The sequence below is a fragment of the Emticicia sp. W12TSBA100-4 genome (assembly GCF_040253585.1).
Lineage (GTDB): Bacteria > Bacteroidota > Bacteroidia > Cytophagales > Spirosomataceae > Emticicia.
On the sequence record NZ_JBELAU010000023.1, the window covers coordinates 1 to 23,522 of the forward strand.

Genomic DNA, 23,522 nt, shown 5'->3' on the forward strand with positions numbered 1-23,522 from the left:
CACAATACATTTTGTTTTACAGACTTATTTCTATCGTTTCTGGTTCTTGTTTTTGATTATATCCATTGTCTTTTTCATCGGTAGATTTATCTAATTCTTCTCGGATAACCAAGCTATCTAATCCATCTTGATTAATTTTTTCAAGGTCAAATTTTTCAATTTTATGTACCGATATTTCACCATCTTTTTGTACTTTGACTGAATAATCAGCAATGGCAAGTATTTCGCCTTGTGTATCAGTTATGGTAATTTCTTTCAAGTTCAAATCTTTTTTCAACAATTCCACTTTACTTGTGTTATCCATTTTCTCAATGTTTTGCTCATTACGTTTTACAAATTTCTCTCCCAACAATAGACTTTCATGCAAAACTGGAACTGAAAGAAGTGTTATGCTATCTTGTTTAAAAACAACAGAACATTTATCTGTGGAAGCAGCATTAATCTTCTCCATGAATACGGTATCATTACTAACCATTGCTTGTAATGGTGTTTTACTAACCGTTTGGAATCTACATTCCAACGAATTATCTTCTCTGTGGTGCGTTGATAGCAAAACCAGTTCGTTTTGTTTGAATATAGTATCAGTAATCGAAATGGCTATTAACTTCTGTTTTTCTAAGGCTTGTTGTTCTTGGAATTGTTTTTGACTGGCGGCAATATCTTTCTTGAAGGTTTCATTCCTAAATTCAATATCCTTATTTTTAATCGTCGCTACCAATTCGGGAGCTTCATATTCTTGATAGGCTGTATATTTCTCCAGATAAATATTGGCTGCTTTACTATCTTTTGTATCCAAACTTTGGGCATACGCTAACGCCTCGATAGGTCGAGCGAAGCGATTCATAGCCAGTTCAATAATCTTAGATTCTTTGGTAAGTGTTTCTTGGCTTACTACAAAAGGTTTATTTCTGCATATTTCTAAGTTATAATCTTTTTGTTTTGGATGTTCTAAGGAGATGGTATCTTCTAAGCCTTTCATGGCCACCAAACCTTTTTCGGCTTCGATAAGATAATTTTTGTGGTAAGGAAACCTAATTTCTATCTGTTGATGATGGGCTGAATCAGATAAAATACTGTACTTAATGGTATCTTCACTTCCTTGATAAATTTTACTTTCTAAGGGTTTTATCAGTTTATCTTCTACCTGTTTTTGTTGAGTTAATTTATCCTCAGCATTGATAATTGGCATTTGAAGTCTCAAAACGACCTCTTTTTTGTGAATACATGAAAAATCACCTTTGATAAGCTCAGAGGTTGGTGCGTTTGGGTGAGAAATCTGACCAATGATATTCAAACTATGCCGATACCCACCATTGTCATTATCAAAAGCAAGGATTATTTTTTCGGGCTGGGTTTGGTTAATTACTTTTTGAAGGGTAGCATAAGCCGCATTGGCTGGTGTACCTGCGGTGGCAATATAAATGTTGCCTTCTTGTTTTTCTCGAATAGCTTTGTGGTGTAATTCAAGATAAGAAAGTGTATCTATTGGACTTTCTGCAATGATGAGTTTATCAATCTTTTTTGAATCAAAAATACCCAAATTAGAAATGTGCATTGCACCGTCCCGTTCATTCGTTAACCTATTCCACTGTTCTTTTCGATAACCATTTTGTTCATCACTTCGATTAATAGCACACACAAAGGCTTCATCGGTTCGTAATGGGAAGCTTATATTTTTCCAACCATAAACTCTGCTATTGAATATTTGACCTTGAAATTCGGGAGAATGAAAAGAATTTTCAGTCAATCCACGACTTTCCAAATATCGGGTGTCAGTCAATGGATTCATGTTTAGGTGAAAAGAATCTACCTGTTTTTGTAAATCCTTATCAGGTTTGGGTGGTGAGGGGGGCAGTTGTACATGGGTAGCATTACCCATATAGTTGTTCAAATGAGCAAATATTTTTGCCCAATCTTCTTTTTCAACAATAGAAAAGTTTTCTTTCTTTACCAAAAAATCGACAATTGTTCCTCTGTCTGATGGGTCGCCATCTGTGATGTAGCGATAACCTTTTTGGTTGTCTTTACGAACCAAAATTGTTTCAACACTTCTGTCGTCTTCTAAACGTTGAACGACTGTGCAGTTTTTATCACTTTTACTTTGGTTGATTTGCCAACCTTTCGATACTGCATAAGATGCAATGTTAATTTCCTGCCTAAATCTACCTAGCAAACCGTTGCCCGAATTATTTTCCATAAGAATAGATAATGTTTGTAAATGAAAACACAAATGTTGTAAAAATACTATTATATATTTTCATTAAATATAAAAAATATTTGTTTATGAAAATATAAATATTTACGTTTGTACCCAAAGTATTCTTATTTCATTTAAAAATGGTCGAATGGGAGCGTAAAGAAATAATACTATTAGCCAAAGGGTTAGGACTTTTTTCAATAGGCATTTTTCTTATAGCATGGTTTGGAAACTGGGCTATTTATTTTTGGATGAATGATGTTACGACACTTCCAATCAAAGAGTTGAGAGGTGTATTGTTAGGGCTTTCATGCTTCTTTTTGGGTATAGGGTTCATCTTTGGGTCAGTTTTTATTTTTGAAAAAACAGTAAAATACAAACGGTCGGCGTTCCGAGAGGCGGTATTCCTATGGACAGTACTTAGACATTGGACACTGGAATGGGTAGGCATAAAACAAAAGGAAGAAATATTAGCGGTAGAATGGCAACATTTCAAAGCCAAAGAATTAACCAAAGAAACTAATAATCCTGAGAAAAATATCCCTAAAGTTATTGACGAACAAAAAACTTCACCTAAACATCAAATGCTAACAAGGTCAAACAAGGAGATAATCAAGACCACCCAAGCAACCGCAGTATTGAATGAGGAAGACGTTGCCAAAATCAAAATCAGTTTAAATTTCACAAACATCAATTCAAAATTATGAAAACACTAAAACTTCGTGTAACCAATCAAAACTTACAATTGTTTGGCATCTACCTAATTCTGAGCATCATTTTTTCTGTGTTGCCAAATGAAGTCATGGCACAAGGCGTTGTTGGCGGCTTAAAAAATATTAGTAAAACGGTGCAGCTTGTAGTAAATGTTGTTTTCACGATTGCTATTGTCCTCGGACTTATTTCTGTCATTATTGGATTCATCAGTGATAGCCCCAATAAAATCATGCGATTGGTTTATTTGATAGTGGCGGTTCTACTTTGGTTCGGATTTACGTTTGTTTTTGAGCAAATCAAAACAGATGTGGGTGGACAAGGTGGCTTTAATGGTAATTGAGGTGAATATCAGAAAATCATTAGAAAAACCAACCCTTATTGCAGGAGCAGAAATGGGTGATTTGATGCTATTTCTTATTACAAGTTTTGGGTTTGTAATTGTGCTTAGTATCATGCGTACATTTTTGCTGATTCCTTCATGGGTTAATATGGTTTTGTTGGGATTACTGATAGTTGGTTTTATTGCTTTACGAAAAATGACAGCGAATAAGCACGCCACATTTTTGAAAAGCCTAATCTATTGGTATTTGTCTGCTCCCAAAAAAGTAGAGATGTCTAAACCTAAATTACTCAGAGAGTATCATTCTAAATTTCTAAAATCAAACCAATGATAGACCAGCACAGAAATTTCGAGCAAGTGTTTCCCTATTTTGCTTTTGAAGATAATCTATTGATAATGTCTGATGGAAGAGTGGGAATTGGCTACCGTGTGCAAGGTGTTGAAATGGAGCGATTAAGCACGGGTGAATATAACAAGATTGGCGAAAATGTTTCGCAAGCCTTGAAAAGTTTAGAAATCGGTGCTTGTGTTCAAATGATGGGTTTTTATTATTATGACCAAGCTAATCTTTCGGTGAAGGATAAAAACTATTACGAGCAGCGTTTCATTCATTCTTTTGGTGAAAGACCTATTCAACGCCACGAACAATACTTGTTTATCAGTTTTGGGGAAGAAAAAAACAAGGATTATACCTTGACCAATAATTGGTTTGGTCGGGGCGGTCGGGTCTTTGAAAATATATTTAAAGACATCTCATCGTACAAAAGAAAAATAGAAACGATTGCCAATCATTTTATTTCGATGGTCAGTATAGGCGATTTGAGCTATCAACGCTTGACTGAAGATGAGGTAATGAAAGTTCTTTGTCAATATTTCAACCTTGATTTTACACCTGACCAATATACTATCTTCAAAACCTTCACACCCGATAAAGAACGCTTGGTTTTGGGAACGGATACTGTCAATATCATCAGTATGTCGGGGCAACCTACAAATGTCAATAATGACATGGATAATGGTTATAATGTATCTTCTCCACAGTTGTATGCCTTGATGAATGAGTTAGAAATTCCTCATGTGCTGAGTGTTACATTCAAACCTTTGGATACCCAAAAGGCATATAACAAGATTGAATTTGAAGCAAAGAACATTGCTCGTCTGGATTTTTTGATGTCGGAACAGCACCGTGCCAAAAGTAGAGATATGTTCGAGTTTTTGAATGAGATTACGACCAATGGCAATTCTTTGTTGAATGTATCCGTGCAATGTGTCGTTTGGAAGCCTTCGGGCGGGATGCCGCCCAGCGGCGTTCCGCACAAACAAATAGAAGATTCCATTCAAAAAGTAATGAAAGCCTATCGAGAAATCGGAGCGGAATCTTATTTAGAAAATTTGGATACTACTAACCTTTTTGTCAGTAATGCTCCTTGTAATTCGTATCAGAATTTTCGTTGGTTATTAATGGATAATATGGTGGCAGCTTGTTATTTCACTACGACTGCCTTACTAAAAAGCGACAAGAAAGGTGATTTATTGTGCGATAGAATGGGCAATCCACTATTGGTTGATTTTTACGATACGATAAGATTTGAAAACAATAATTCTTTGACAATTGGGGTGCCAGGTTCGGGCAAAAGTTTCACGATGGGTAATTTGATTTTACAAAGATTTTATAGAGGTGAAAGACAAATAATTATTGATGTGGGTGGTACGTATCTTTCTATCTTCTATGCCATTCCGCCTGATAAATGCCGCTATTACGAGTACGACCCCGAAAAGCCATTAAGGTATAACCCTTTTTTAGTAAACTATGATGAAATCTCTGGCGAGTTCAGATTGACAGAAGCAAAAATGGAGTTTTTGATTAATTTGATTGCTACGATTTGGCGAGGTAATTCAAATCTTACTAATGCTGAAAGGAGTATTCTGAACAAGTTTTTGAATCAATACTTCGACGAGTATAACCAACAAAAACAAAGTACAATGCCTTGTATTTGTGGCTTTTATGATTTTTTAAATACTTTTCAGCAAGAAAACGATGGGCAAGAGGTCTATCAAAAGATTGAAAAGAACCTCAACATAGATGAATTACTCATCACCTTAGAACCCTTTGCAGTTGGTAATTACAAGGATATACTCAATGCCGAAACCCTTGACGATATATCCGCTTACCCTCTTATTTGCTTCGATTTAGCCAAAATAAAGGCTAACCCTACATTATATCCAGTTGTCGGAATGCTCATCATTGAACTATCCTGCGATATTATAGATAAATATCCCAAAGTAATCAAACGCATTTATATTGATGAAGCATGGTCGATGTTAGATGGTTTGTTGGGTGGTTTTATAGAATATATGTATCGAACTGTTAGAAAATGTGAGGGGACAATAAGCATCATTACCCAAGGCATTTCGGAAATCCAAAACTCTTCCATTGGTACTGTTGTCAAAGATTTATCTTCAACAGTTTTCATACTTCGACATACCGATTCCAACATGATTGATAAAAACGTCAAATTCTTTGGATTGAACAAACACGCCGAAGACTTATTGAAGTCTTTACGAAAAGATGCCGCTGATAAATGGCGAGAAATTTTTGTCAAAAGAGCAGATTTAATCAATGTTTATCGGGTAGAAGTGCCGTCGAAAATTATCCCATTGCTTACCTCTCGTGCAGAAGAGCGTAACAAAATTCGAGAAATGGCAGAAGGTGGAAAATACTTTGATTATGCTATTAACCGCTTCGTAGAAGAATGGGAAGCAGAATACCATCCAGAGTGGCGATTCCCGACGGAACGCCGCCCGAAAGAACATGAAATTTAAACTAAATAATTATGACAGACACTATTTTGCAAGTTACCATTAGTGGTGATGCCTTATTTAAAACGGCTCAATTACTCGCCACCAAAGCAAAAGGAAATTGCTTAGAATTGGCAGGAATCATGCTATTCATTCATTTTGCTTATATGCTATTCAAGGTCTTAGTTTTTGGCGAATCTTATGGTTCAAATGTATTGAATCTAATTCGTGTCGTGGCATTAATGTTTCTGATTGGTTATTACAATGAATTGATGGGCTTGGTGGTTGGTGCAATCAATGAATTAGCCAATACCTACACGAAAGTTGATGACATATTGGCTCAAATGAAAAAGGTTTCAGGCGATGCCAACAATCCTTCTACCGAAGCAAGCGGTTGGGATTTATTAACAATGGATTTTGGAAAACTAATCAATGTAGTGCTGACCGCTATTCAGAATGGCTTATCTATGATTATTAGGCTTTTGTTAGAAAATGTCAAAAATGTGTTAGTCGCATTTACTTACTCGGTAGGTATTTTTGCCACTGCCCTCAGTACCGTTCCAGGTTTAGGCGGAACAATTACACATTGGTTTCGCTCAATGCTGAACATTCTCTTTTGGACACTTACGCTATCTATTTTGGACAACTTGGTGGTTGGTTTATCAACCACAATTCAGACCACAACACAAGGAAGTGATATTGTCAATATGTTGGTTATCAACCTTGCTTTGATTCTGATGTATCTCGGAGTTCCGCTTTTAACCACACTTTACATTGGCTCTTCGGCGATTGGTGGCATTATCAGAAGTATTCAAGGAGCAACAGGGGGCATGGTCGCTGCTGGGGCAAGTGTAGCAGGAAAGTCAGTTTGGGAAAAATCAGCAGGAGCAAGAACCAAAGCATGGGAAGCAACTAAGCAAGGTTTTTCAGATGTTTTTAGTAGAAATGACACTACAAATCGTACAAAATCATGATAGAAAATACCCAAACGGCGATTAGGCATTTCTTTGCCGCTAATGATGTCAATAAATACATTGATAGACTTTTTAACCTTTTGAAAGCGAGTATGTTTCTATTGCTTCTTTCAAATATTCTTTGGGGAACTTTGTTTTGGGATGCTACTAAAAACTCAGACCAAAAGGTATTTGTACGTTCGGGCAAAGAAATGTTTGCCGCTTTATTAGCTGATAACGATACTCGCAACATCGGACAGGTAAGAGGCTTGATAAACACATTTGCCAAATTGTTTTTTGAAAGCGATGCAAAATCATTTAGTGAACGACTCAATGAAGGTTTTTGGCTACTAAACAAGCAAGATGCACAGGCCATTTACAAGAACTTTATTGATGAAAAAGTACAAGAAAATTACACCAAGTTCAATGCTTATTCCAAGATAAAAATAGATAGCATGGGTGTAGATATGTCGGTTGTACCTTACAAATGTACCTTACTTTTCAAACAAGCTATCTATTTCAACGAACAAGAAAAAATAAGCAACGTAGGGGCAATTTTTGAATTACAGCCAGTACCATATTCAGAAAAGAACCCGTATGGATTACAAATTCAAAATTTTAACTATATCGAGTATAAACCAAAACAATAAAAATTATGAAAAAGCTATTACGAGCGGCGTTCCGTCGGGAGTCGCTACTCTGGACAGCATTCCGCTTTTCTTTGTTATTCATCTCATTTGCGGTCTTTTCTCAAAAAAAGATAGACACCATTTATGTTAATGCTACATCAACAACTTACTTGATTTTTGATGATGCCATTACTCTTGTCAATTTGGGTAATACTGATTATCAAGCACAACCCGCATCAACCAATCAATCAAGTGTAGCTACACAAGTTCTGTTTTTAAAGGCGAAAAGTACGAGTGCCAAGCCAACAACTTTACTTTTGACACACGGGAATCAAATTTATGAAGCCTATGTAAACTACCAAGAACCCTTATCAAAAGCCTTTTATGATTATAGAGGCTTAGAGAAAAGAGTAGAAACACTCAAAATAAAGGACGATAATATGCTACTGAACGATAAGTTTAAAAAGTTAGCATCTCTTAGTCCAAACATTTTATTTAAAGGCTATCAATCGGGTATTGCTGTTAAATGTGAAAACCTTTACAATGATGAAAATGGTACTTATCTTAAATTCTTGGTGAAAAATGAGAGTTCCATTACCTATGAAATAGATAATGTTTCCTTTTCATACATATCCAAAATGAAGAAAAAAGCTATTAATCGCTTGCAATCATTAGGTATTGAGGAAGTAAATGCCTTGAAAAGTATTGAACCAACCAAAACCATTTCCCCACAAAAGCAGATTACCTATCTCTATTATGTGCCACTCTATGCAACAACGGACAATGGTTATTTGCAAGTGATTTTCAGGGAAAAGAATGGTTTACGCAATGTAAGCATTGATATTCCTTTCAAAAAAATCCTAAAAGCTGAAATGCTCTAATGACAAGCAAAATGGAAACTGCGAATCAAAATGAAGGTGTGAAAGAAGAAACTAAAGCATTAACTTCTCCTGCAAAAAAAGCAAGCGGACGGCGTTCCGTTTTCAGTGAAAAGATGTTGAGCTTGTTTAGTAAAAACAGACTTGTCTTCATTTTAATAGGCTTGTTTTTACTACTAATTGTTTTCTATGGCGTGTCAAAATACGTTCGTCAAGAGATTGTTAAAAACATGACTTTTTCGATGCCCAAAATTGATGTAAGTCAAGATAATGAAAGGGCGGCTCTCCACAATAACGGCAAGAAGGATACTTCTGGTGATATGCTTGATGAAGTGAAAAAATCAATTGATGAAGATAAAACTTCATCGGGCGGAGTTCTGCTGGGCGGCACTCCGCTAAAAGTCCATGACAAAGGTTTGAAAAACTATGGTGTGGGTAATGTATTCAAAGAAAATACATCAGAAACGAATAATTCATCTGAAATAACAGCCTCAAATCCACCTTTGACTACTCATTTAATTGAGCAAGTGTCAGTCCCAAAAATAAGAAAAGAAGGTTATGGGGAAAGAAAAAGAATTGTAAAGTCTCGTGAACCTATCAAAGTAGCCACAGGAGAAAATCCATTTAATACGATTGTTTTGGAAAACACTACCAATAAAGTCCGTAACACACCGATTCATAAAAAAGAACTCGTCAAAGCAGCTATTTATGGTACGCAAGTGGTGCGAAATAATTCATCGGTCAGAATACGATTATTAGAACCAATGATAATTGATGGTATTATCATTCCTGCCAACGCTCTATGTAGTGGCATAGCCATGATGGGTGGAAATCGCTTGATAATTATGGTAACGGCTATCAAATCAGGAACTGAATTTATTCCTACAAAAATGGTGGTTTATGATAGTAACGATATGTTGCCAGGCATTGCGTATCTAAGTGATGATACCAAAGGGCAAATTCGTCAGCAAAATAATCAAGCAATTGATAACATTGACAATGCAGTTTATAACATTGGCAGTGCAACAGGAGTAGTTGGGCAAGTGGGGGCTGGCGTGGTAAGTGGTATTTCTCGGTCATTGCGTTATGGTGGTGTTCAGAGAAAAGCAGGAGAAATTGAGTTAAATGAAGGTTATAAAATATTCTTAAAACAAAATTAAATGATGAAAAAACTATTACGGGTGGCATTCCGCCTAAGTTGTTTGTTGTGCATGAATCTTGACGTTCAAGCCCAAGTATCTATTGACCCAACAGCAATAGAGCGATTAATTCAGTTAAAAAATTTGGTAGATAAAGCCAAAACTCAGATTGCACAATTAAAAAGTGTAACTAAACAAGGTGCTGCAACAAAGGCTAATACTACTGGTATTTTGGAAACAGGTTCAAAAATTGAAGACCTCCTGCGAAGCCCCGATGAGTATCTGAAACTGGCTTACCATTCAATGATGTACAACGATGCCACCGCCATCATGAAGTTGAATAGTGCTTTAAAAGGTTCTTTTACCTCTAACTTGAATACCAATTTTAAAATCTCAGATTTAACACCCTATATGGATGGTAAAAACTATTCCGATAAAAGTGGTTCAACTTTATACGACCTTGTAATGAGGGGAACAACCATTGATAACAAAAATGGTGTTCAGTCATTCAGTGGTTTTTTGAGTAGTCAAAAATCCTTTATGAGTCGCCAATATGCCCTACAAACTGCTTTACAAAAAAAGAAGATGCAGCAAGCCATGACTTACTATCAAATGGCTGAAGAATTAGAAAACAAAGCGATGGCAATTAATGATGGTGTAAAAAGCCGAAACAATGGCACGGCTTTTCGATTGAGTAATCAAGGCGTATTTGGCGATATTGGTAGCGATTTGGGCGGAGATTTATTTGGAGATTTATTTTCTTCGGAGGGAATTTCAATGCCTTCCTTTTCATCGGGAACAATGACTGTCAATGGGAAAAATTATGTCATGGATGCGGTAGGCAATGTTTATGATGCTAACGGCACATTAATTACCAAAGATTTAAGTTTTGGGGCAAAAGAACAAGCATTAGAGGCATTTCTAAAAGATAATCCTAACCTAAAAGCTACACTGGGGAATGCTTTTAATGATTTTATGTCAAATCCATTTGGGTCAATTGGGGCTTTATTTAAAGGTGGTCCCAAAACTCCAGCCGATTACTTGGACGAAATTTTGAAACAAAGAATGATGACTTTGGAACAAAATGAAGCCAGTGCTATTCAAAATGAAATCTACAATAACATTATGAAAAATGCGTTCGCTGCAAAAAATGACGATTATTCTTCTTTGGCTAATAGTTTTGATACAAGCCCAATCGGGAATATATCGGGAATGTCAGCAGGACTACGCATGACAACTGGCGAACGAATGCTTCTCAATAAAGCAAGCCTTGATTTACTGACTAAAGCCCAAGAATTGCGAGAAAAAGGTGATAAGTTGATGTTGGAAGCCTTAGACCGTACCGAAACACAAAAACGCTTGGACGGTATTTGGTCAGCACAACTATTCAGAAATACACTTGCTAACATTAAACTCTGATGCAGAAATTCATTTTTATAGGGCTAATTGCCTGTTTCTCCTCTTGTCAACATTCAAGTAATCATTTGTCTAAAAATCCACAAAAGGCAGCCATTGCTTATTGTCAATTAGCCAATGAAGGTATTAAGGGCGATACGACAAAATACAATTTGTATCGCAAAGGGTATCTCCAAGATGATGTTACCCAAAAAGATATTTTTGGTGCGATGCTCATTTACAGTACTGCAAAAATGACTCAGAAAGGAACAGTTACCAATTTTAAGCATTTGCGAGAACTGGTACTTAAAAAAGATGCTTCTGGTCGTGAGGTCGAAGTAGCTGAGAAAATTCTGTTTACTTTTGAGAATAGTTTAACGGATACCATTGTAGTAAAACTTGTTTATGATAAAGACGTTTGGCGTTTGAAATGGCAAAATAGTGATGATTTAGAAAGAAAATAAATGATACGTCTTGCTTTTCTATTTTCAAATTAAGTAATAGATTTGTGTAATTGAAAAATACGCTGTAAATATATTTTAATACACAAAATAGAAATGGAACGAGACAAGCAAGCATATTTAGAAACAATTGATAATTACGCCCAAATCATTGCTGAGTTACCCCAGTTTTTAGATAATGCCGATGATACAATTCACGAAATTGCCAGTAAGATTGAAATTTCCTTTTCGGCACTGAGCAATAAAAAACATGGTCGTCGAGATTGGAAATACGAGGAAGTCAATAAATTGATGCAATTACTCGGTAATGAAAAGCGGAAGGAAGTAGTTAAAAACTATATTTTAATCGTCAATGATATTTTGCCAATTATTCAAGAAAATGGTATTCGATTCAGCTTTATCTTTGAAAAAGCTGGTATGACAGTAGGGAATTACCAAGTGAGAAGTAAATCAATTTCAGCGTGGGATGTTTCAGAAGTTCGGCGAATCATTGATGCTTTGAAGTTTTAAATTGCATATCAAAAAAAATAAAGCCTGATAATCGTATTGTAGATTGTCAGGCTTTATTGTTAAAATATAATTTTTGAAAATGTTATTTTACAATCAAATGCAATTGTGTATTGCATATTGTATTGCATGTAGTAAACTTACGAAAAGGCTATAAATTAAAAAAGCCTCATAATCTGTTGATTATAAGGCTTTTAACTTGCTCCCGAAGCTGGGCTCGAACCAGCGACCCTCTGATTAACAGTCGTATTTAGACCTTATTTTGGCTATTCGTCTGTTTACCAATATTTACATAAACACCTGATAGTCAGTATATTATTTACATCTGTTTATGGTCTGTTTATCGGGAACTTTACAATTTGTAGTGAGACTTGTAGTGAGACTAAATTTAGTCTCACTACATTTTATTCTTTCAAATTTCATCAAAAAGTTCAATGAATTTATTTTTTCCTATCTTGCGAAAAAATGGAATTACCACATCTAATATGTATCAATCAAACTTCTACCAAAAAGCGTTTGAATCTGAAGTTTATCTCGAAGAAGTTAGGCTGTTAGCAAGTGTGCACGGGCTTTTTGAGATTTACCCTTTTTCCAATTCATTTATCGAGGAGTTTGTTTACCATGAACTTATTACATTCGATACTCGAAAAATCAATCTTGGTGATATACTCAAATCAATAGTGAATATTCTTTCTGAATGGAAAATAGTGATTGATACTTTCAGAAAAGCCACTCCTACCGATTTGATTAAATTTAATGAATACACAAATGATGTTTTGTTTGTTCTCGGTGGTATTTCAAATCGGGTGTTTTCGAGTACGATAAAAGATTACGTAGATTATTTATTGAGTACAATCAACGAAGTGTGGCTAAATAAACTGATGTTAGATTTTAGTAAACTCGAACGTTTAAGTCTCAATGAAATCAATTACGCTTTGTTGGTATTGAACGAAGGAATGATTACGCAAAAAGAACGTTTGAATCACTTGTTTTATCTCTTAGAGATAATTACCAAGCGATTTGAATTCATCAAAGAATCAAGCTCACAAGAAAAAAAACAAATAAAAACTATTGGGCTAAAGAAACAGGATGGACTTCCTTTATTTGAAAGTTTCTTGACCAATATTTCATTTCAAACAATGAAAGAGTGCTTCATTGAACATCAAATTTGTACGGTTGAAGGTAAATTTATTACAAAAATAGGTGGCAGAAATCCATTCCCAAGTCCAATAATGATTACTTTTTTACCTGAAATATTAGCTGGTTTATCTTTTTTCAATATTGAAGACTGGGAAGCTCTTAACTTAAAACAAAAAACCGAAATCCTGAGCAAAACATTCGGAGTAAAGTCAAATCCGTCCTTTTTTTCCAATGCAGTTTCTAAAAACAGTCGCCCGTCCGACGAGAAAATCCTACGTTTTCAAGAACTTATCAGAAGTTCTTTGCATAAATTCTTCATCTAATAAGCTCTGTGCTATTTGAAATGAAATATTTAAAAACATTTCATTTCAAACAAGCTTTTATAAATTTCCTTCCCCTTGTTTTGCAGCAGTATTAACTAACACCTCATACGCTGTAATGATGAAAAAACTATTTCCCAATCAAGCTAAAAGCACATCAGATTTACCAGTAGAAGGCTCATTTGATTACTTTATTCAGCAAGCTGTCGAAAAGGCATTAATGAACGTTTCTGAGCCTCTTTTGGAAAGTGTAGTCGATAGAATTATAGCTCGTAAAATGACTGAAAATAAAGATGAGCCTCTAACGATTGACCAAGCTGCTGAATTGATACACAAGAAAAAACAAACCATTTACAGCTACTGTTCTTCGGGAAAAATTCCATTTCATAAAAACGGTAATCATAATATTTTCTTTCGCAGTGAACTTGTTGAGTGGCTGAAAGCAAACTGATAAGCTATAAACATTTGAAGAAATAATATTTATTTTTCGATTATGTATCCGCTTAATAAGTTTAAAGCCTTGATTCTTAGGATTTGAGTTGCCATTTGATGAGTTAATAGTCATAATTGAAATAAACCAAATAACTGAAAACAATCTCAGCCTGTCTGAAAATATAAAAGGGGTATATTTCAAATAAAACACCTACGAAATTGAGATGAATTTTACTGGAAAAATTGCTCATAAAATTTTACATATGAAAGATTGTAACGCATTTGAAAAAATGTGTTTCAATACAGCAAAAAAGATAGGGATTCTATACCTGTCTTTTTTGTCCTTCCGCTTATACTGCGAGAATGAAATCGAAGTAGAAAAGCAATCGCATTCTCCCCCACAAAATAATTATTTACAGAATAGTTGTTTTCATCTAAAACCTTTATTCACCTCCTTCCTAACTTTCTAAATCCTTTAAATAATATAAGTAGTGCATCACTGAAAACCCATATAAGCAATGAAGTCCCAAACTGAAAAAATCGCTGTTGACATAAAAGATTACATACCCGAATTAAAACAAAAGTTCATCATAGCTGTCGGACCAACCAACCAAATGGAACAAATTCTGATTAATGCTGCCTTTGAAAACTATGAGTTATATTTAGCGTTTAGAGGCAATAATAATGTTATCTCGGTCGAATCCACAGAAAGAATGAAAAAGTCAGGCGAAAGCGACCATCTTCAACTGGCTTCAATAGCATTATACTACGATAAATTGACGAAGCATTTCAAACATGGCAACTTTATTGAAGTTGACACCAATTTATTACGAGAAATTTTTCAGTTCTATCGAGAAAGTATGCTCCATTTTAAATTTCAAAAGGTCGCTTTTAAGGCTATCAAAACTTCATTGAGTAATATCATTAATGCCTAAAATACATTAAAAAATTCAGACTTATATACACTTTAAAAATTATTAATTATGCCCAAATTTACTTCAATTATTGCTCTCAAATATCTGCGAGCAGACTTTCCTCCATAAAATAAGTACATAAACCATCGACAATAACGCAATTCGGCACGAAGGACGCTCATTCGTATTGTAATTTACGTTATTCTCAGCAACGGAAAAAGCGAGTCTTTTTGCCGAACAGATTTTTATTGTCCAAAATGTCGATTTTTCCACATTTTTTTGAAGTTTCCTCAGTTTCCAAAAGTAGAAACTATGAACTTTTAGAACTATGAACTTTAGAAGGAAACTTAGAACTTAATTTTATAAATTATTTTTTTCTTTAACGGAAACTGTAAAAAACGAAAAAAATGTGGATAAGTTTCTCTCAAAATAAATCACAAAAATGAATACTTATCCGAAAAACTTGACCAATCCATCTTACCACAAAAAGTCAGAAAACTTCCTGAATGCAGAGTTAGACCTGATTAATTCGAGTTACAAAATGCTTATGTATCGAGAAGGATTTTCTCATCCAAATACGTATTACAGCAAGAAAAAACACTTTGCCGAGCCACAAGACAAAGAATACTTGATGTTATCAATGATTGAGCGTTTTGTTGGGCGAAACAATTGCTTTTTCAGAAAGCATGACCAATTGAACGGTAAAACGTATAGTCCCGCAACAATGATTGAGTTTTGGCGAATCTTCAACGATGATAACCAAGAACGTTTAGTCTTGCGAATGTTTCACCCCACCAATAATATTCTGTCTTACGAAGTATTTGATTATTTGCTTGAAAATTTTCAAGTAAAATCAAGACTTAATCTGTACTACGAATTGATGCGAGTGGGGAAAACCGAAGCAATTGGGGTATCCAAGCCAAGAAGTTTAGAGCAAGATGAACTCACCGATTTCACTTGGAAGAAAATGCCGAAGCAAGATTTTGCCAAACACATTGCTCATTTGTACGCCAAATATCCCTCACGTGGTAGAATTGATATTTATAAAGAAACCTACATGGAAAAACATTTTTGCGAAAAAAAGCTACTCACAGAATATAACAAGTACACCGCAATAGCAGGCGAACAAACAAATAAAAATGTAATGAAAGTTTGGGCAAAATGTTTAGAATTTATTTGCTTAAATGTAGATGAAACTACTTTTCAGACTTGGTTTCTGCCAATCCTTCCATTAAAACTGGAAAATAGCAAATTAACTTTACAGCTTCCCAGCACCTTTTTTTATCATTGGATTGAAGAAAACTATGTCGATTTACTACGAAAAACTATTGACCATCACATCGGACAAGATACAATTTTAGAATATATTGTGTAGAATAATTTTCATTTTAATACTATTTTAATATTATTTTAGAATATTTGTTTTTACATTTGTTTTCAATTTAATATATAATAAACTATTTTAATGAAAATATTTAATCTATTTTTTGACTCAAGTTGATACACTTATATCAAAAAAACTAAGTATTAAGACTTACTTAAATAAACTCAATTCAGAAAATGAAAAACAAATTTTATCTTTTATTGCTGTTCTTAACAGCAATAGTGGTTTTACCCACTTCGGCTCAAATCACTTTCAAATTAAAAAGTGTAGTAGGCCAACAAAACCCCAGTTCCAATGGACTGTTTAGTTATGGTACAATTGATGGAAACAATAATTTTGTACCTTTTCCTGCGTATGGCAATGATAATACTTATGGCGGCGGAACGGCTGGACAACTCGGTTGGACTTTTAATGTAGGTCAAGAAAGTTATCCATTTTTGGCATACGAGCAGTTGAATGCAGGCGAGGTCACTCCCCAACCCTTTCCACCGTTTGGGGTTTTCTTACACCCTGGCGAATCCCCTTCTGTCGTTAGATTATCTGTTCCAAATAATGTGCATATTCTTGGCATTACCAATGCTCTTCAACGAGCCACTTTTGGCTGTGGCGATAATATTGGTTACACCATTAAAACCGATAATTTGACCCTATTTCCTCGAACTATTATAGCCACTTCCAGTAGTCCGACCACTTATAATGTTCCAGCAATTAATGTAAGTGCGGGGAGTTATATCTATTTTATTGTCGATAAAGGTGATGATGGGAGTACCTATTGTGATGATACTGCTTTGGATGTGGAAGTAACTTTACAATACGATAAAATAGTTACCCCAATTTTATCGGGTACATTGAATTGTGGTGCTACAAGTGCCACATTTGATATTGCGTTCCAACAATCAGGGACATTAGAATTATATAAACTCGGAAACCCAAGCCCAATTGCAAGTACTACTATTTCACAGGTAGGGAATACTTTTAATGGACAAGGTACATTCACGGGTTTAAATTTATTGGCAGGTGGAAGTTATTATGCCATTGCAAAAAATACAGGACAAACACAATCGGAGCAAAGTGCAATAATGAATGTAACACCTTGTTGTAGTAATGCAGTTGCCCCAAATATCACAGTAAATAATTTATCCTTATGTCAAGGTGAAATTGGTACGCTTACTGCCACAGGCTGCACCAATGGAACAATTACTTGGAGTAATGGAATTATCGGAACGAGTACAACAGTGAATGAAATGGGAACGTACACGGCTACTTGCAAGGTACTGGCAACGCCTCCGTGTGCTGATGCAACAAGCACAGCTTCTGGCATAGTTACTATCAACACATTACCAATACTTACCATTGGCGGAACAACTTGTAGTTCAGATTTACTGACTTATACTGTCAACTTTTCAGGCATTGGAGCAATCACAAGTACTGCTGGCACAGTTTCTGGAAATTCAGTAATCAATATTCCCGCAGGATTAGATGTTCAATTAACAGCAACCAGTAGTGCAGGTTGTGCTGTTACTAAAACGGTCAATTCACCTACCTGTAATTGCCCTGTGATTAATTCACCTGTGAGTGGTGGAAATAAAAGTATTTGTCAAGGACAAATTATTCCAAGCCTGACTGTGAGTGTCGGAGAAAATACCACCGCAGATTGGTTTGATGCCAATTTAATCATAGTAGCCAGTAACACATTAAGTTACAAGCCTACTACGTCTGGCACCTATTATGCCCAAGCTCGAAATCTACAAAATAGTTGTGTAAGTGCTACTCGAACACCCATAAGTTTATCTATTAATGACTTACCAACTTCGAGTGCAGGAATACCCGCTTGTTCAGCAGATTTATTGACTTATTCCCTATCTTTTGCAAGTAATGGAGTAATTACAAGTTCCGTTGGCATAGTATCTGCCGCAGAAGGCATCGTTTCAGGCATTCCAACGGGTACAAATGTTGTCTTGAATGCCACAAGTAGTGCTGGTTGTATTACCACGCAAACGATAAATTCACCCTTGTGTACTTGTCCTACTGTTAATATTCCAATCAGTGCAGGAGATAAAACCATTTGTGCAAGTCAAGCAATTCCAACTTTATCTGTTAGTATTGGAAATAATGAAGTAGCGGAATGGTACGATGCTCCAAGTGGGGGCAATTTATTGGCAACGGTTTTAAGTTTTACACCGAGTTCGGAAGCTGCAAACAATGGTCTTTTCTATGTTCAAGCAAGAAACACTACTAATAACTGTAAGAGTAATGCAAGAGTCTTGGTCAAATTAATCATTAACGCAAATGGTGCTACTCCAACAATTAGAGCTTCTAAAAATCCTTTAGTTTTAGGTGAAACAGCTACATTGAGTGTTGCAAATTGTAACGGAATTATTTCTTGGAATACGGGTGAAAGTTCAACCATTATTTCTGTAACTCCGAAAGCAACAACTGAATATTCAGCTATTTGCACCGCCAATGGTGGTTGTGTTGGAGGAAATGGAAAGATAGTTATTGAAGTAAACGCTCCCAAAATTACAGTAAAGGCTTCTCCTAATGTAGTTTGTATTGGCGGCTCAACAACTTTGAGCATGAGTGGTTGTCCATCAAATGATATTTATTGGACTTCGCCAGAATATGGTCGAAGGAATGAAGCTTCTCCTACGTTTAATGGAGTAATTCAAGCAGTTTCGTTCAAAGGCCATTGTGTCACATCAGCGGGCGAAGCCACCGAAACCATCGGTGTAAATATTAGACAGCCACAGGATTTTCAGATAATGGTCACAAAAAATTCAGTTATTTTAGGGGAATCAACGATTTTAAGTATAACTGGGTGCGATGGTGTGGTTAGTTGGCAAAATGGACAAGCGGAAGGGAATCCAATTACCGTTTGGCCAACCGATAAATACACAGAATATGTGGCAGAATGTTTAAGTCCGAATGCTTGTGGTGGAAAAGGTAAAATAACCATTGAAGTAAAACCTCCCATGATTCAGGCTAATGGAAAAGATGTTTGTTGGGGTTCTACGGCTATACTTGGTCAAAGTGGATGCTCTACTGCATTTTATTGGGTGGTTTGGCACAAGGATGATTTTACAGATGCCAAACCAATTGAGAATCCTAATTCATACCCAATTACTCAGAAAACTAATTTCAGAGTGATGTGTTCAACTCCGGTTGGTGAAGGGGCTGGGGATATTACGATAAATCCAATTTCATTGCCCAACAAACCTAACATTGGTAGTGAAAGAACAACCTATTTCTTAGGAGAAACAGTAAGAATCGGCACTGGTGGCTGTAACGGTTCTATTAGATGGTCAACTGGTGAAAATGATGTAAATACTATTGAAGTTAAGCCAAGACGAAGCACAAAATATACTGTTACTTGCGTAGGCGGCTTTGGTTGTACAAACGCAAATGAGATTGAAATTACAATGATAACTCCACCGCCAACAGCCAAAGACCAAACAATCTGTTATGGCGATACTATAAAATTGGTGAGTGGCTGTATGACTGGCACGGAGGTTCATTGGACGAAAAATTGGATGGATATTCCGAACAGAGTAGAAGTAACAGAAGGATTTCAAGAGCGATTGACCGAATCAAATACTTATGCCGTCTCATGTTATAGTCACGAAACTGGTTGGAGCGAAGCGGTGACCATCAAAGTTACTGTCAAAGCAAAAATAGCCCCACCAATAATTACAGTCAAAGATGTTGAAAAAACTGCAATTATTGTCAAAGGAGAAATAATTGAATTATTGGCAAATGCTTGCAATCGTACTGAATGGAAAGCCAAAAGTGTTTTACTGGCAGATACTTTGAGTAAGCAGAACGCCGCCCGAATTCAAGTAAAACCCTTACAAACGACTACTTATTCTGCACGGTGCTATATTGATGGTTGTTATAGCGAATGGAGTCAATTCAAGGTTTATGTAAGACCTAAAATGCCCGTTGTGACTGCAACTGCTGATACTTTATGTATCGGGGCTTCAACAACAATTACTGCAAAGAATTGTGAAGATGGTGGAACTTTGGTTTGGTTAGACAATCAAGATTTAAAAGAACTATCATTTACTGTTTCACCCAAATCTGATATTACTTACAAAATTATCTGCATAGGAGTTGACTCAACGGAACGCCGCCCGTTAGTCTCAGATACAACCACAGTTTTTATCAAAGTTTATCATACTCCCAAAAAGCCAATCATTAGTGGAAATTTAGTAATTCTTGATGGTGAGAAAACTACGCTAACTGCCAGTGGCTGTGAAGAAAACTTACTTTGGAATACAGGAGATAAATCGCAAAATATTACTGTAAGACCAGATAAAAATACGGTTTATTCCGTTACTTGTGGTACTTGGCAATGTATTTCTGATACTGCATCGGTCAAAGTGCGAGTAAGACCTCGCCCGATTGAGATTGAAACGAGTAACGGTATTCGTGGTTATTCCATCAACGATACACTTTGTTTGAATAAGCAACTAATCCTATCTACTCTCACGCAATGTAATGGCACGATTGTCTGGTCAAATGGTCAAAGTGGTGAAAAGATTGAGGTAACGGGAACGAAGGTTGAAACACAGAAATACAGTTTGTACTGCATCAATGCTAATAATGAAAAATCAGATGAATCAACGGTGACTATTACTGTTTTAGATTATAACATCAACGAAGCAATAGCTTACCCAAATCCGACTTCGGGCAAATTATACATCAAATCGAAAGGATGTATTGATGGGGTAAAACTCATTCTTTACAGCCAACGAGGAGAAGTTCTCTACGAAGGTGGTGGACAGGAAAGGTATTTGGACAATATCGTACTCGACTTGTTCAATTTACCATCAGAAACCTACATTTTATACATCGTTGGCACAGATGGAAACAAACCAGTTACCTTGAAAAAACGCATTGTTAAAGTAAATAATTAACACATTCACCAATTCCTTGTCAGTCAAGCTGGCAAGGAATTTAATCATAAAATCAAATGAAAAATTTAAAAATGATTGCCTTGCTATTTTTAGTAAGTCTTCAAAGCATAGCACAAGCCTACACACCTGTAAACGAGAATAGAATTTTAGTCGGAGCATTTCCTTTTCAAAACTTCACCTATGATGCTCGTAGTGCAGCACTGGGAGAAGCAGGCATTGCGATTTCTCCCGATGCCAATAGTGCATTGATAAACCCAGCGAAATTGGTATTTCTATACAATAAGGAGACAACCGATAGCATTGAAAAAGCAAAAAACTTGGGTTTATCGTTGCATTATACACCCTATTACAGAAACCTCATTCGAGGAATGAATTTATATGCGTTGAATCTATTTCAAGCCAAAGAAAGGACTGCGTATGGATTTGGTACAAAATATTTTGATGCTGGCAGTGTAGCAATATATGGCGACAACAGAGCGTTTATCAAAAACTTCAAATCAAAAGAGTTTTCACTTAATGGTTTTTATAGCCTTAAACTTAGTGATAAAAAGAGCCTTTCCTTTGGTTTGAAGTATATTTATTCCAACTTATCGGCTCGTTCAACTACTCGAAATATTACCACAAAACCAGTCAATGCCATTGCAGGAGATTTGTACTTTTACCACGATGGAAGAAATACAAAAAAGCGTTGGTTAAATTATGGAGCATCATTGACTAACATTGGTGGTAAAGTTTCTTATGGAGATTACAAGCGTAGAACTTTTCAACCAACTTTACTAAAACTTGGTGTAGCACAAAATTTTATTTTGGGAAAGAAACAAAACATCTTAATGTTTACCATCGATGGCAACAAATTGCTCGTGCCAACGCCTTCTGTACGAAATATTCAAAATGAAGTGATTGCAGGACGAAATGAAGTAAATATCACAGGCATTGGCACAATTTTTCAATCGTGGGGTACTGCACCAGACGGTTTGCGTGAAACCATGAGAGAAATTACTTATTCATTTGGTACAGAATTTCAGTTTCGGGAGTTCCTTTATGCACGTGCTGGATATTATACCCAAAATAAACAAAAGGGAGATATAAAATACTTCACACTTGGCTTAGGTGGGAAATTCAAGAATTTTGGACTTGATTTATCATTTTTAATTTCTAATGAACAGGGTCAAGTTTTGGCAAATACCTTTCGAGTTTCGTTGAATCACTTAGTCAGTAAATGATAATTTTACCTATTTTCTAAAATTTAACACAAATATTTTATGCAAATAACTCAATCTATGGGTACTATTTGCATAAAATATTCATTGTAATAACAATCAAACTTATACAACAATAAAAAGAAACATTGAACCTACATTCAAAAACGAGTATCTTTGGTCACTTAATTCATTTCTAATGGCATGAACACTGCGAAAATTTATAGTTGTTATAAAGTTATTTTATGTTTAGACACAGAGGTAATAAGAGAACATTTATAGATAATTTAAGAATTGCTTCATTATTATCTTTTGTGGCAGGAACTGTAAATGTTACCAGTTTTTTTAGCCGTTCAGCGTTTAACGACTAATGTAACGGGGTATTTCGCTTTTTTTATTGATGAAGTCTTTAAACTCAATATATCTGAAGGGTTTATCTACTTTCTCTACATTTTCTTTTTGGGTTCATATATACCACTTGAATAATTAGATGAAAATACCTAATATTACAGAATGTTTTAAACCATTTTAATTTAAATCATTACCTATTTATCGAATAACCAAAATTATGCCAAGAAATGTCGCTTATTTGAGGGTTTCAACCATTGACCAAGACCTTGAAAAAAACAAATCTCAATTACTACACCTTGCCAATGATAAAAATTTAGGTAAAGTTGAATTCGTTGAAGAAAAGGCTTCGGGCAGAATTCATTGGAGAGAAAGAAAAATTGGAGATATTGTTGAAACGCTTACTTCGGGAGATACCATTCTATTAAGTGAATTTTCTCGATTGGGTAGAAGTATGCTTGAGTGCATGGAAATAATTTCGATAGCCACTCAGAAAGGAATAAAGATTTATACAGTTAAAGGAAACTGGCAATTGGACGATACCATTCAGAGTAAAGTGATGGCAATGGTCTTTTCGATGGTAGCTGAAATAGAAAGAGATTTAATTTCTAAAAGAACAAAGGAGGCACTACAAACTAAAAAAGCGAATGGGGTAAAACTCGGAAGACCAATAGGTGCAGGGAAAAGTAAATTGGATAAATATAAAGTTGAGATTGAAGCACTTCTCAATAATGGCTCAACTAAAAAATTTATTGCTAAACGTTATAACTCCTCAGAGTCGAATCTTTTTAACTGGTTGCAGAAAAATAAATTGACTTAACCATTTTCAGAATTAAACTTCAAAAACATAAATTCGA

The 23,522-nt window shown here is 35.5% G+C and carries 20 protein-coding genes; 18 read left to right on the plus strand and 2 right to left on the minus strand.

Annotated elements, in window-relative coordinates; translation table 11 throughout:
- Positions 1-16 precede the first annotated feature (16 nt).
- Positions 17-2,197, minus strand: a complete 2,181-nt coding sequence (locus ABR854_RS24080; protein WP_350268413.1) for a toprim domain-containing protein — start codon at positions 2,195-2,197, stop codon at positions 17-19.
- A 140-nt stretch (positions 2,198-2,337) separates the two neighbouring features.
- Between ABR854_RS24080 and ABR854_RS24085 the strand changes: the two genes are divergently transcribed.
- The 14 genes from ABR854_RS24085 to ABR854_RS24150 all read left to right on the plus strand — a co-directional run bounded on the left by ABR854_RS24085 (position 2,338) and on the right by ABR854_RS24150 (position 14,839).
- Positions 2,338-2,904 (plus strand): hypothetical protein, encoded by a 567-nt coding sequence (locus ABR854_RS24085; protein WP_350268414.1) that lies wholly within the window; start codon positions 2,338-2,340, stop codon positions 2,902-2,904.
- Entirely contained in the window at positions 2,901-3,251 is a 351-nt protein-coding gene (locus tag ABR854_RS24090) for a hypothetical protein (protein WP_350268415.1), read from the plus strand. Before ABR854_RS24085 ends, ABR854_RS24090 begins: the two co-directional genes overlap by 4 nt.
- Complete coding sequence (locus ABR854_RS24095) at positions 3,217-3,582, plus strand: type IV conjugative transfer system protein TraL (RefSeq protein ID WP_350268416.1); 366 nt, start codon at positions 3,217-3,219, stop codon at positions 3,580-3,582. The genes ABR854_RS24090 and ABR854_RS24095 overlap by 35 nt, the downstream gene beginning before the upstream one ends.
- Positions 3,579-6,074 carry a VirB4 family type IV secretion system protein gene (locus ABR854_RS24100; protein ID WP_350268417.1) on the plus strand — a complete coding sequence of 832 codons (2,496 nt, stop codon included), beginning with the start codon at positions 3,579-3,581 and terminating at the stop codon, positions 6,072-6,074. Before ABR854_RS24095 ends, ABR854_RS24100 begins: the two co-directional genes overlap by 4 nt.
- An 11-nt stretch (positions 6,075-6,085) precedes the next feature.
- A complete protein-coding gene (locus ABR854_RS24105; RefSeq protein ID WP_350268418.1) occupies positions 6,086-7,024 on the plus strand; it encodes a hypothetical protein in 939 nt (312 codons plus the stop codon).
- Entirely contained in the window at positions 7,021-7,653 is a 633-nt protein-coding gene (locus tag ABR854_RS24110; protein ID WP_350268419.1) for a hypothetical protein, read from the plus strand. Before ABR854_RS24105 ends, ABR854_RS24110 begins: the two co-directional genes overlap by 4 nt.
- A 5-nt stretch (positions 7,654-7,658) precedes the next feature.
- The gene (locus ABR854_RS24115; protein ID WP_350268420.1) at positions 7,659-8,513 is read left to right on the plus strand and encodes a DUF4138 domain-containing protein; all 855 of its coding nucleotides are present in this window, start codon (positions 7,659-7,661) and stop codon (positions 8,511-8,513) included.
- 11 nt (positions 8,514-8,524) lie between these two features.
- Entirely contained in the window at positions 8,525-9,670 is a 1,146-nt protein-coding gene (gene traM, locus ABR854_RS24120) for a conjugative transposon protein TraM (protein WP_350268421.1), read from the plus strand.
- Positions 9,671-9,673: 3 nt separating this feature from the next.
- Complete coding sequence (locus ABR854_RS24125) at positions 9,674-11,068, plus strand: hypothetical protein (protein ID WP_350268422.1); 1,395 nt, start codon at positions 9,674-9,676, stop codon at positions 11,066-11,068.
- Entirely contained in the window at positions 11,068-11,508 is a 441-nt protein-coding gene (locus ABR854_RS24130) for a hypothetical protein (protein ID WP_350268423.1), read from the plus strand. The genes ABR854_RS24125 and ABR854_RS24130 overlap by 1 nt, the downstream gene beginning before the upstream one ends.
- Before the next feature lie 93 nt (positions 11,509-11,601).
- Entirely contained in the window at positions 11,602-12,015 is a 414-nt protein-coding gene (locus tag ABR854_RS24135) for a hypothetical protein (RefSeq protein ID WP_350268424.1), read from the plus strand.
- 431 nt (positions 12,016-12,446) lie between these two features.
- The gene (locus ABR854_RS24140; protein ID WP_350268425.1) at positions 12,447-13,475 is read left to right on the plus strand and encodes a hypothetical protein; all 1,029 of its coding nucleotides are present in this window, start codon (positions 12,447-12,449) and stop codon (positions 13,473-13,475) included.
- Between the two features lie 118 nt (positions 13,476-13,593).
- Positions 13,594-13,923 carry a helix-turn-helix domain-containing protein gene (locus tag ABR854_RS24145; protein ID WP_350268426.1) on the plus strand — a complete coding sequence of 110 codons (330 nt, stop codon included), beginning with the start codon at positions 13,594-13,596 and terminating at the stop codon, positions 13,921-13,923.
- 499 nt (positions 13,924-14,422) lie between these two features.
- Positions 14,423-14,839, plus strand: a complete 417-nt coding sequence (locus ABR854_RS24150) for a hypothetical protein (protein WP_350268427.1) — start codon at positions 14,423-14,425, stop codon at positions 14,837-14,839.
- 63 nt (positions 14,840-14,902) lie between these two features.
- Here ABR854_RS24150 and ABR854_RS24155 read toward each other — a convergent pair whose 3' ends face one another.
- Positions 14,903-15,091, minus strand: coding sequence for a hypothetical protein (locus ABR854_RS24155; RefSeq protein WP_350268428.1), 189 nt, complete (start codon positions 15,089-15,091; stop codon positions 14,903-14,905).
- Positions 15,092-15,260: 169 nt separating this feature from the next.
- On the opposite strand from ABR854_RS24155, the gene ABR854_RS24160 reads away from it, so the two are divergent.
- The 4 genes from ABR854_RS24160 (at position 15,261) to ABR854_RS24175 (ending at position 23,485) form a co-directional block, all read left to right on the plus strand.
- Positions 15,261-16,193, plus strand: a complete 933-nt coding sequence (locus ABR854_RS24160; RefSeq protein WP_350268429.1) for a DnaA N-terminal domain-containing protein — start codon at positions 15,261-15,263, stop codon at positions 16,191-16,193.
- A gap of 185 nt (positions 16,194-16,378) precedes the next feature.
- A complete protein-coding gene (locus ABR854_RS24165; protein WP_350268430.1) occupies positions 16,379-21,118 on the plus strand; it encodes an Ig-like domain-containing protein in 4,740 nt (1,579 codons plus the stop codon).
- A gap of 56 nt (positions 21,119-21,174) precedes the next feature.
- A complete protein-coding gene (gene porV, locus ABR854_RS24170) occupies positions 21,175-22,341 on the plus strand; it encodes a type IX secretion system outer membrane channel protein PorV (RefSeq protein WP_350268431.1) in 1,167 nt (388 codons plus the stop codon).
- A gap of 544 nt (positions 22,342-22,885) precedes the next feature.
- Positions 22,886-23,485, plus strand: coding sequence for a recombinase family protein (locus ABR854_RS24175; RefSeq protein ID WP_350268432.1), 600 nt, complete (start codon positions 22,886-22,888; stop codon positions 23,483-23,485).
- Positions 23,486-23,522 lie beyond the last annotated feature (37 nt).

Excerpts from the sequence above, each read along its gene's own strand:
- ABR854_RS24080 (WP_350268413.1), bottom strand. The coding sequence starts at position 2,197 with ATGGAAAATAATTCGGGCAACGGTTTGCTAGGTAGATTTAGGCAGGAA.
- ABR854_RS24085 (WP_350268414.1), top strand. The coding sequence starts at position 2,338 with ATGGTCGAATGGGAGCGTAAAGAAATAATACTATTAGCCAAAGGGTTA.
- ABR854_RS24090 (WP_350268415.1), top strand. The coding sequence starts at position 2,901 with ATGAAAACACTAAAACTTCGTGTAACCAATCAAAACTTACAATTGTTT.
- ABR854_RS24095 (WP_350268416.1), top strand. The coding sequence starts at position 3,217 with ATGTGGGTGGACAAGGTGGCTTTAATGGTAATTGAGGTGAATATCAGA.
- ABR854_RS24100 (WP_350268417.1), top strand. The coding sequence starts at position 3,579 with ATGATAGACCAGCACAGAAATTTCGAGCAAGTGTTTCCCTATTTTGCT.
- ABR854_RS24105 (WP_350268418.1), top strand. The coding sequence starts at position 6,086 with ATGACAGACACTATTTTGCAAGTTACCATTAGTGGTGATGCCTTATTT.
- ABR854_RS24110 (WP_350268419.1), top strand. The coding sequence starts at position 7,021 with ATGATAGAAAATACCCAAACGGCGATTAGGCATTTCTTTGCCGCTAAT.
- ABR854_RS24115 (WP_350268420.1), top strand. The coding sequence starts at position 7,659 with ATGAAAAAGCTATTACGAGCGGCGTTCCGTCGGGAGTCGCTACTCTGG.
- traM (WP_350268421.1), top strand. The coding sequence starts at position 8,525 with ATGGAAACTGCGAATCAAAATGAAGGTGTGAAAGAAGAAACTAAAGCA.
- ABR854_RS24125 (WP_350268422.1), top strand. The coding sequence starts at position 9,674 with ATGAAAAAACTATTACGGGTGGCATTCCGCCTAAGTTGTTTGTTGTGC.
- ABR854_RS24130 (WP_350268423.1), top strand. The coding sequence starts at position 11,068 with ATGCAGAAATTCATTTTTATAGGGCTAATTGCCTGTTTCTCCTCTTGT.
- ABR854_RS24135 (WP_350268424.1), top strand. The coding sequence starts at position 11,602 with ATGGAACGAGACAAGCAAGCATATTTAGAAACAATTGATAATTACGCC.
- ABR854_RS24140 (WP_350268425.1), top strand. The coding sequence starts at position 12,447 with ATGAATTTATTTTTTCCTATCTTGCGAAAAAATGGAATTACCACATCT.
- ABR854_RS24145 (WP_350268426.1), top strand. The coding sequence starts at position 13,594 with ATGAAAAAACTATTTCCCAATCAAGCTAAAAGCACATCAGATTTACCA.
- ABR854_RS24150 (WP_350268427.1), top strand. The coding sequence starts at position 14,423 with ATGAAGTCCCAAACTGAAAAAATCGCTGTTGACATAAAAGATTACATA.
- ABR854_RS24160 (WP_350268429.1), top strand. The coding sequence starts at position 15,261 with ATGAATACTTATCCGAAAAACTTGACCAATCCATCTTACCACAAAAAG.
- ABR854_RS24165 (WP_350268430.1), top strand. The coding sequence starts at position 16,379 with ATGAAAAACAAATTTTATCTTTTATTGCTGTTCTTAACAGCAATAGTG.
- porV (WP_350268431.1), top strand. The coding sequence starts at position 21,175 with ATGAAAAATTTAAAAATGATTGCCTTGCTATTTTTAGTAAGTCTTCAA.
- ABR854_RS24175 (WP_350268432.1), top strand. The coding sequence starts at position 22,886 with ATGCCAAGAAATGTCGCTTATTTGAGGGTTTCAACCATTGACCAAGAC.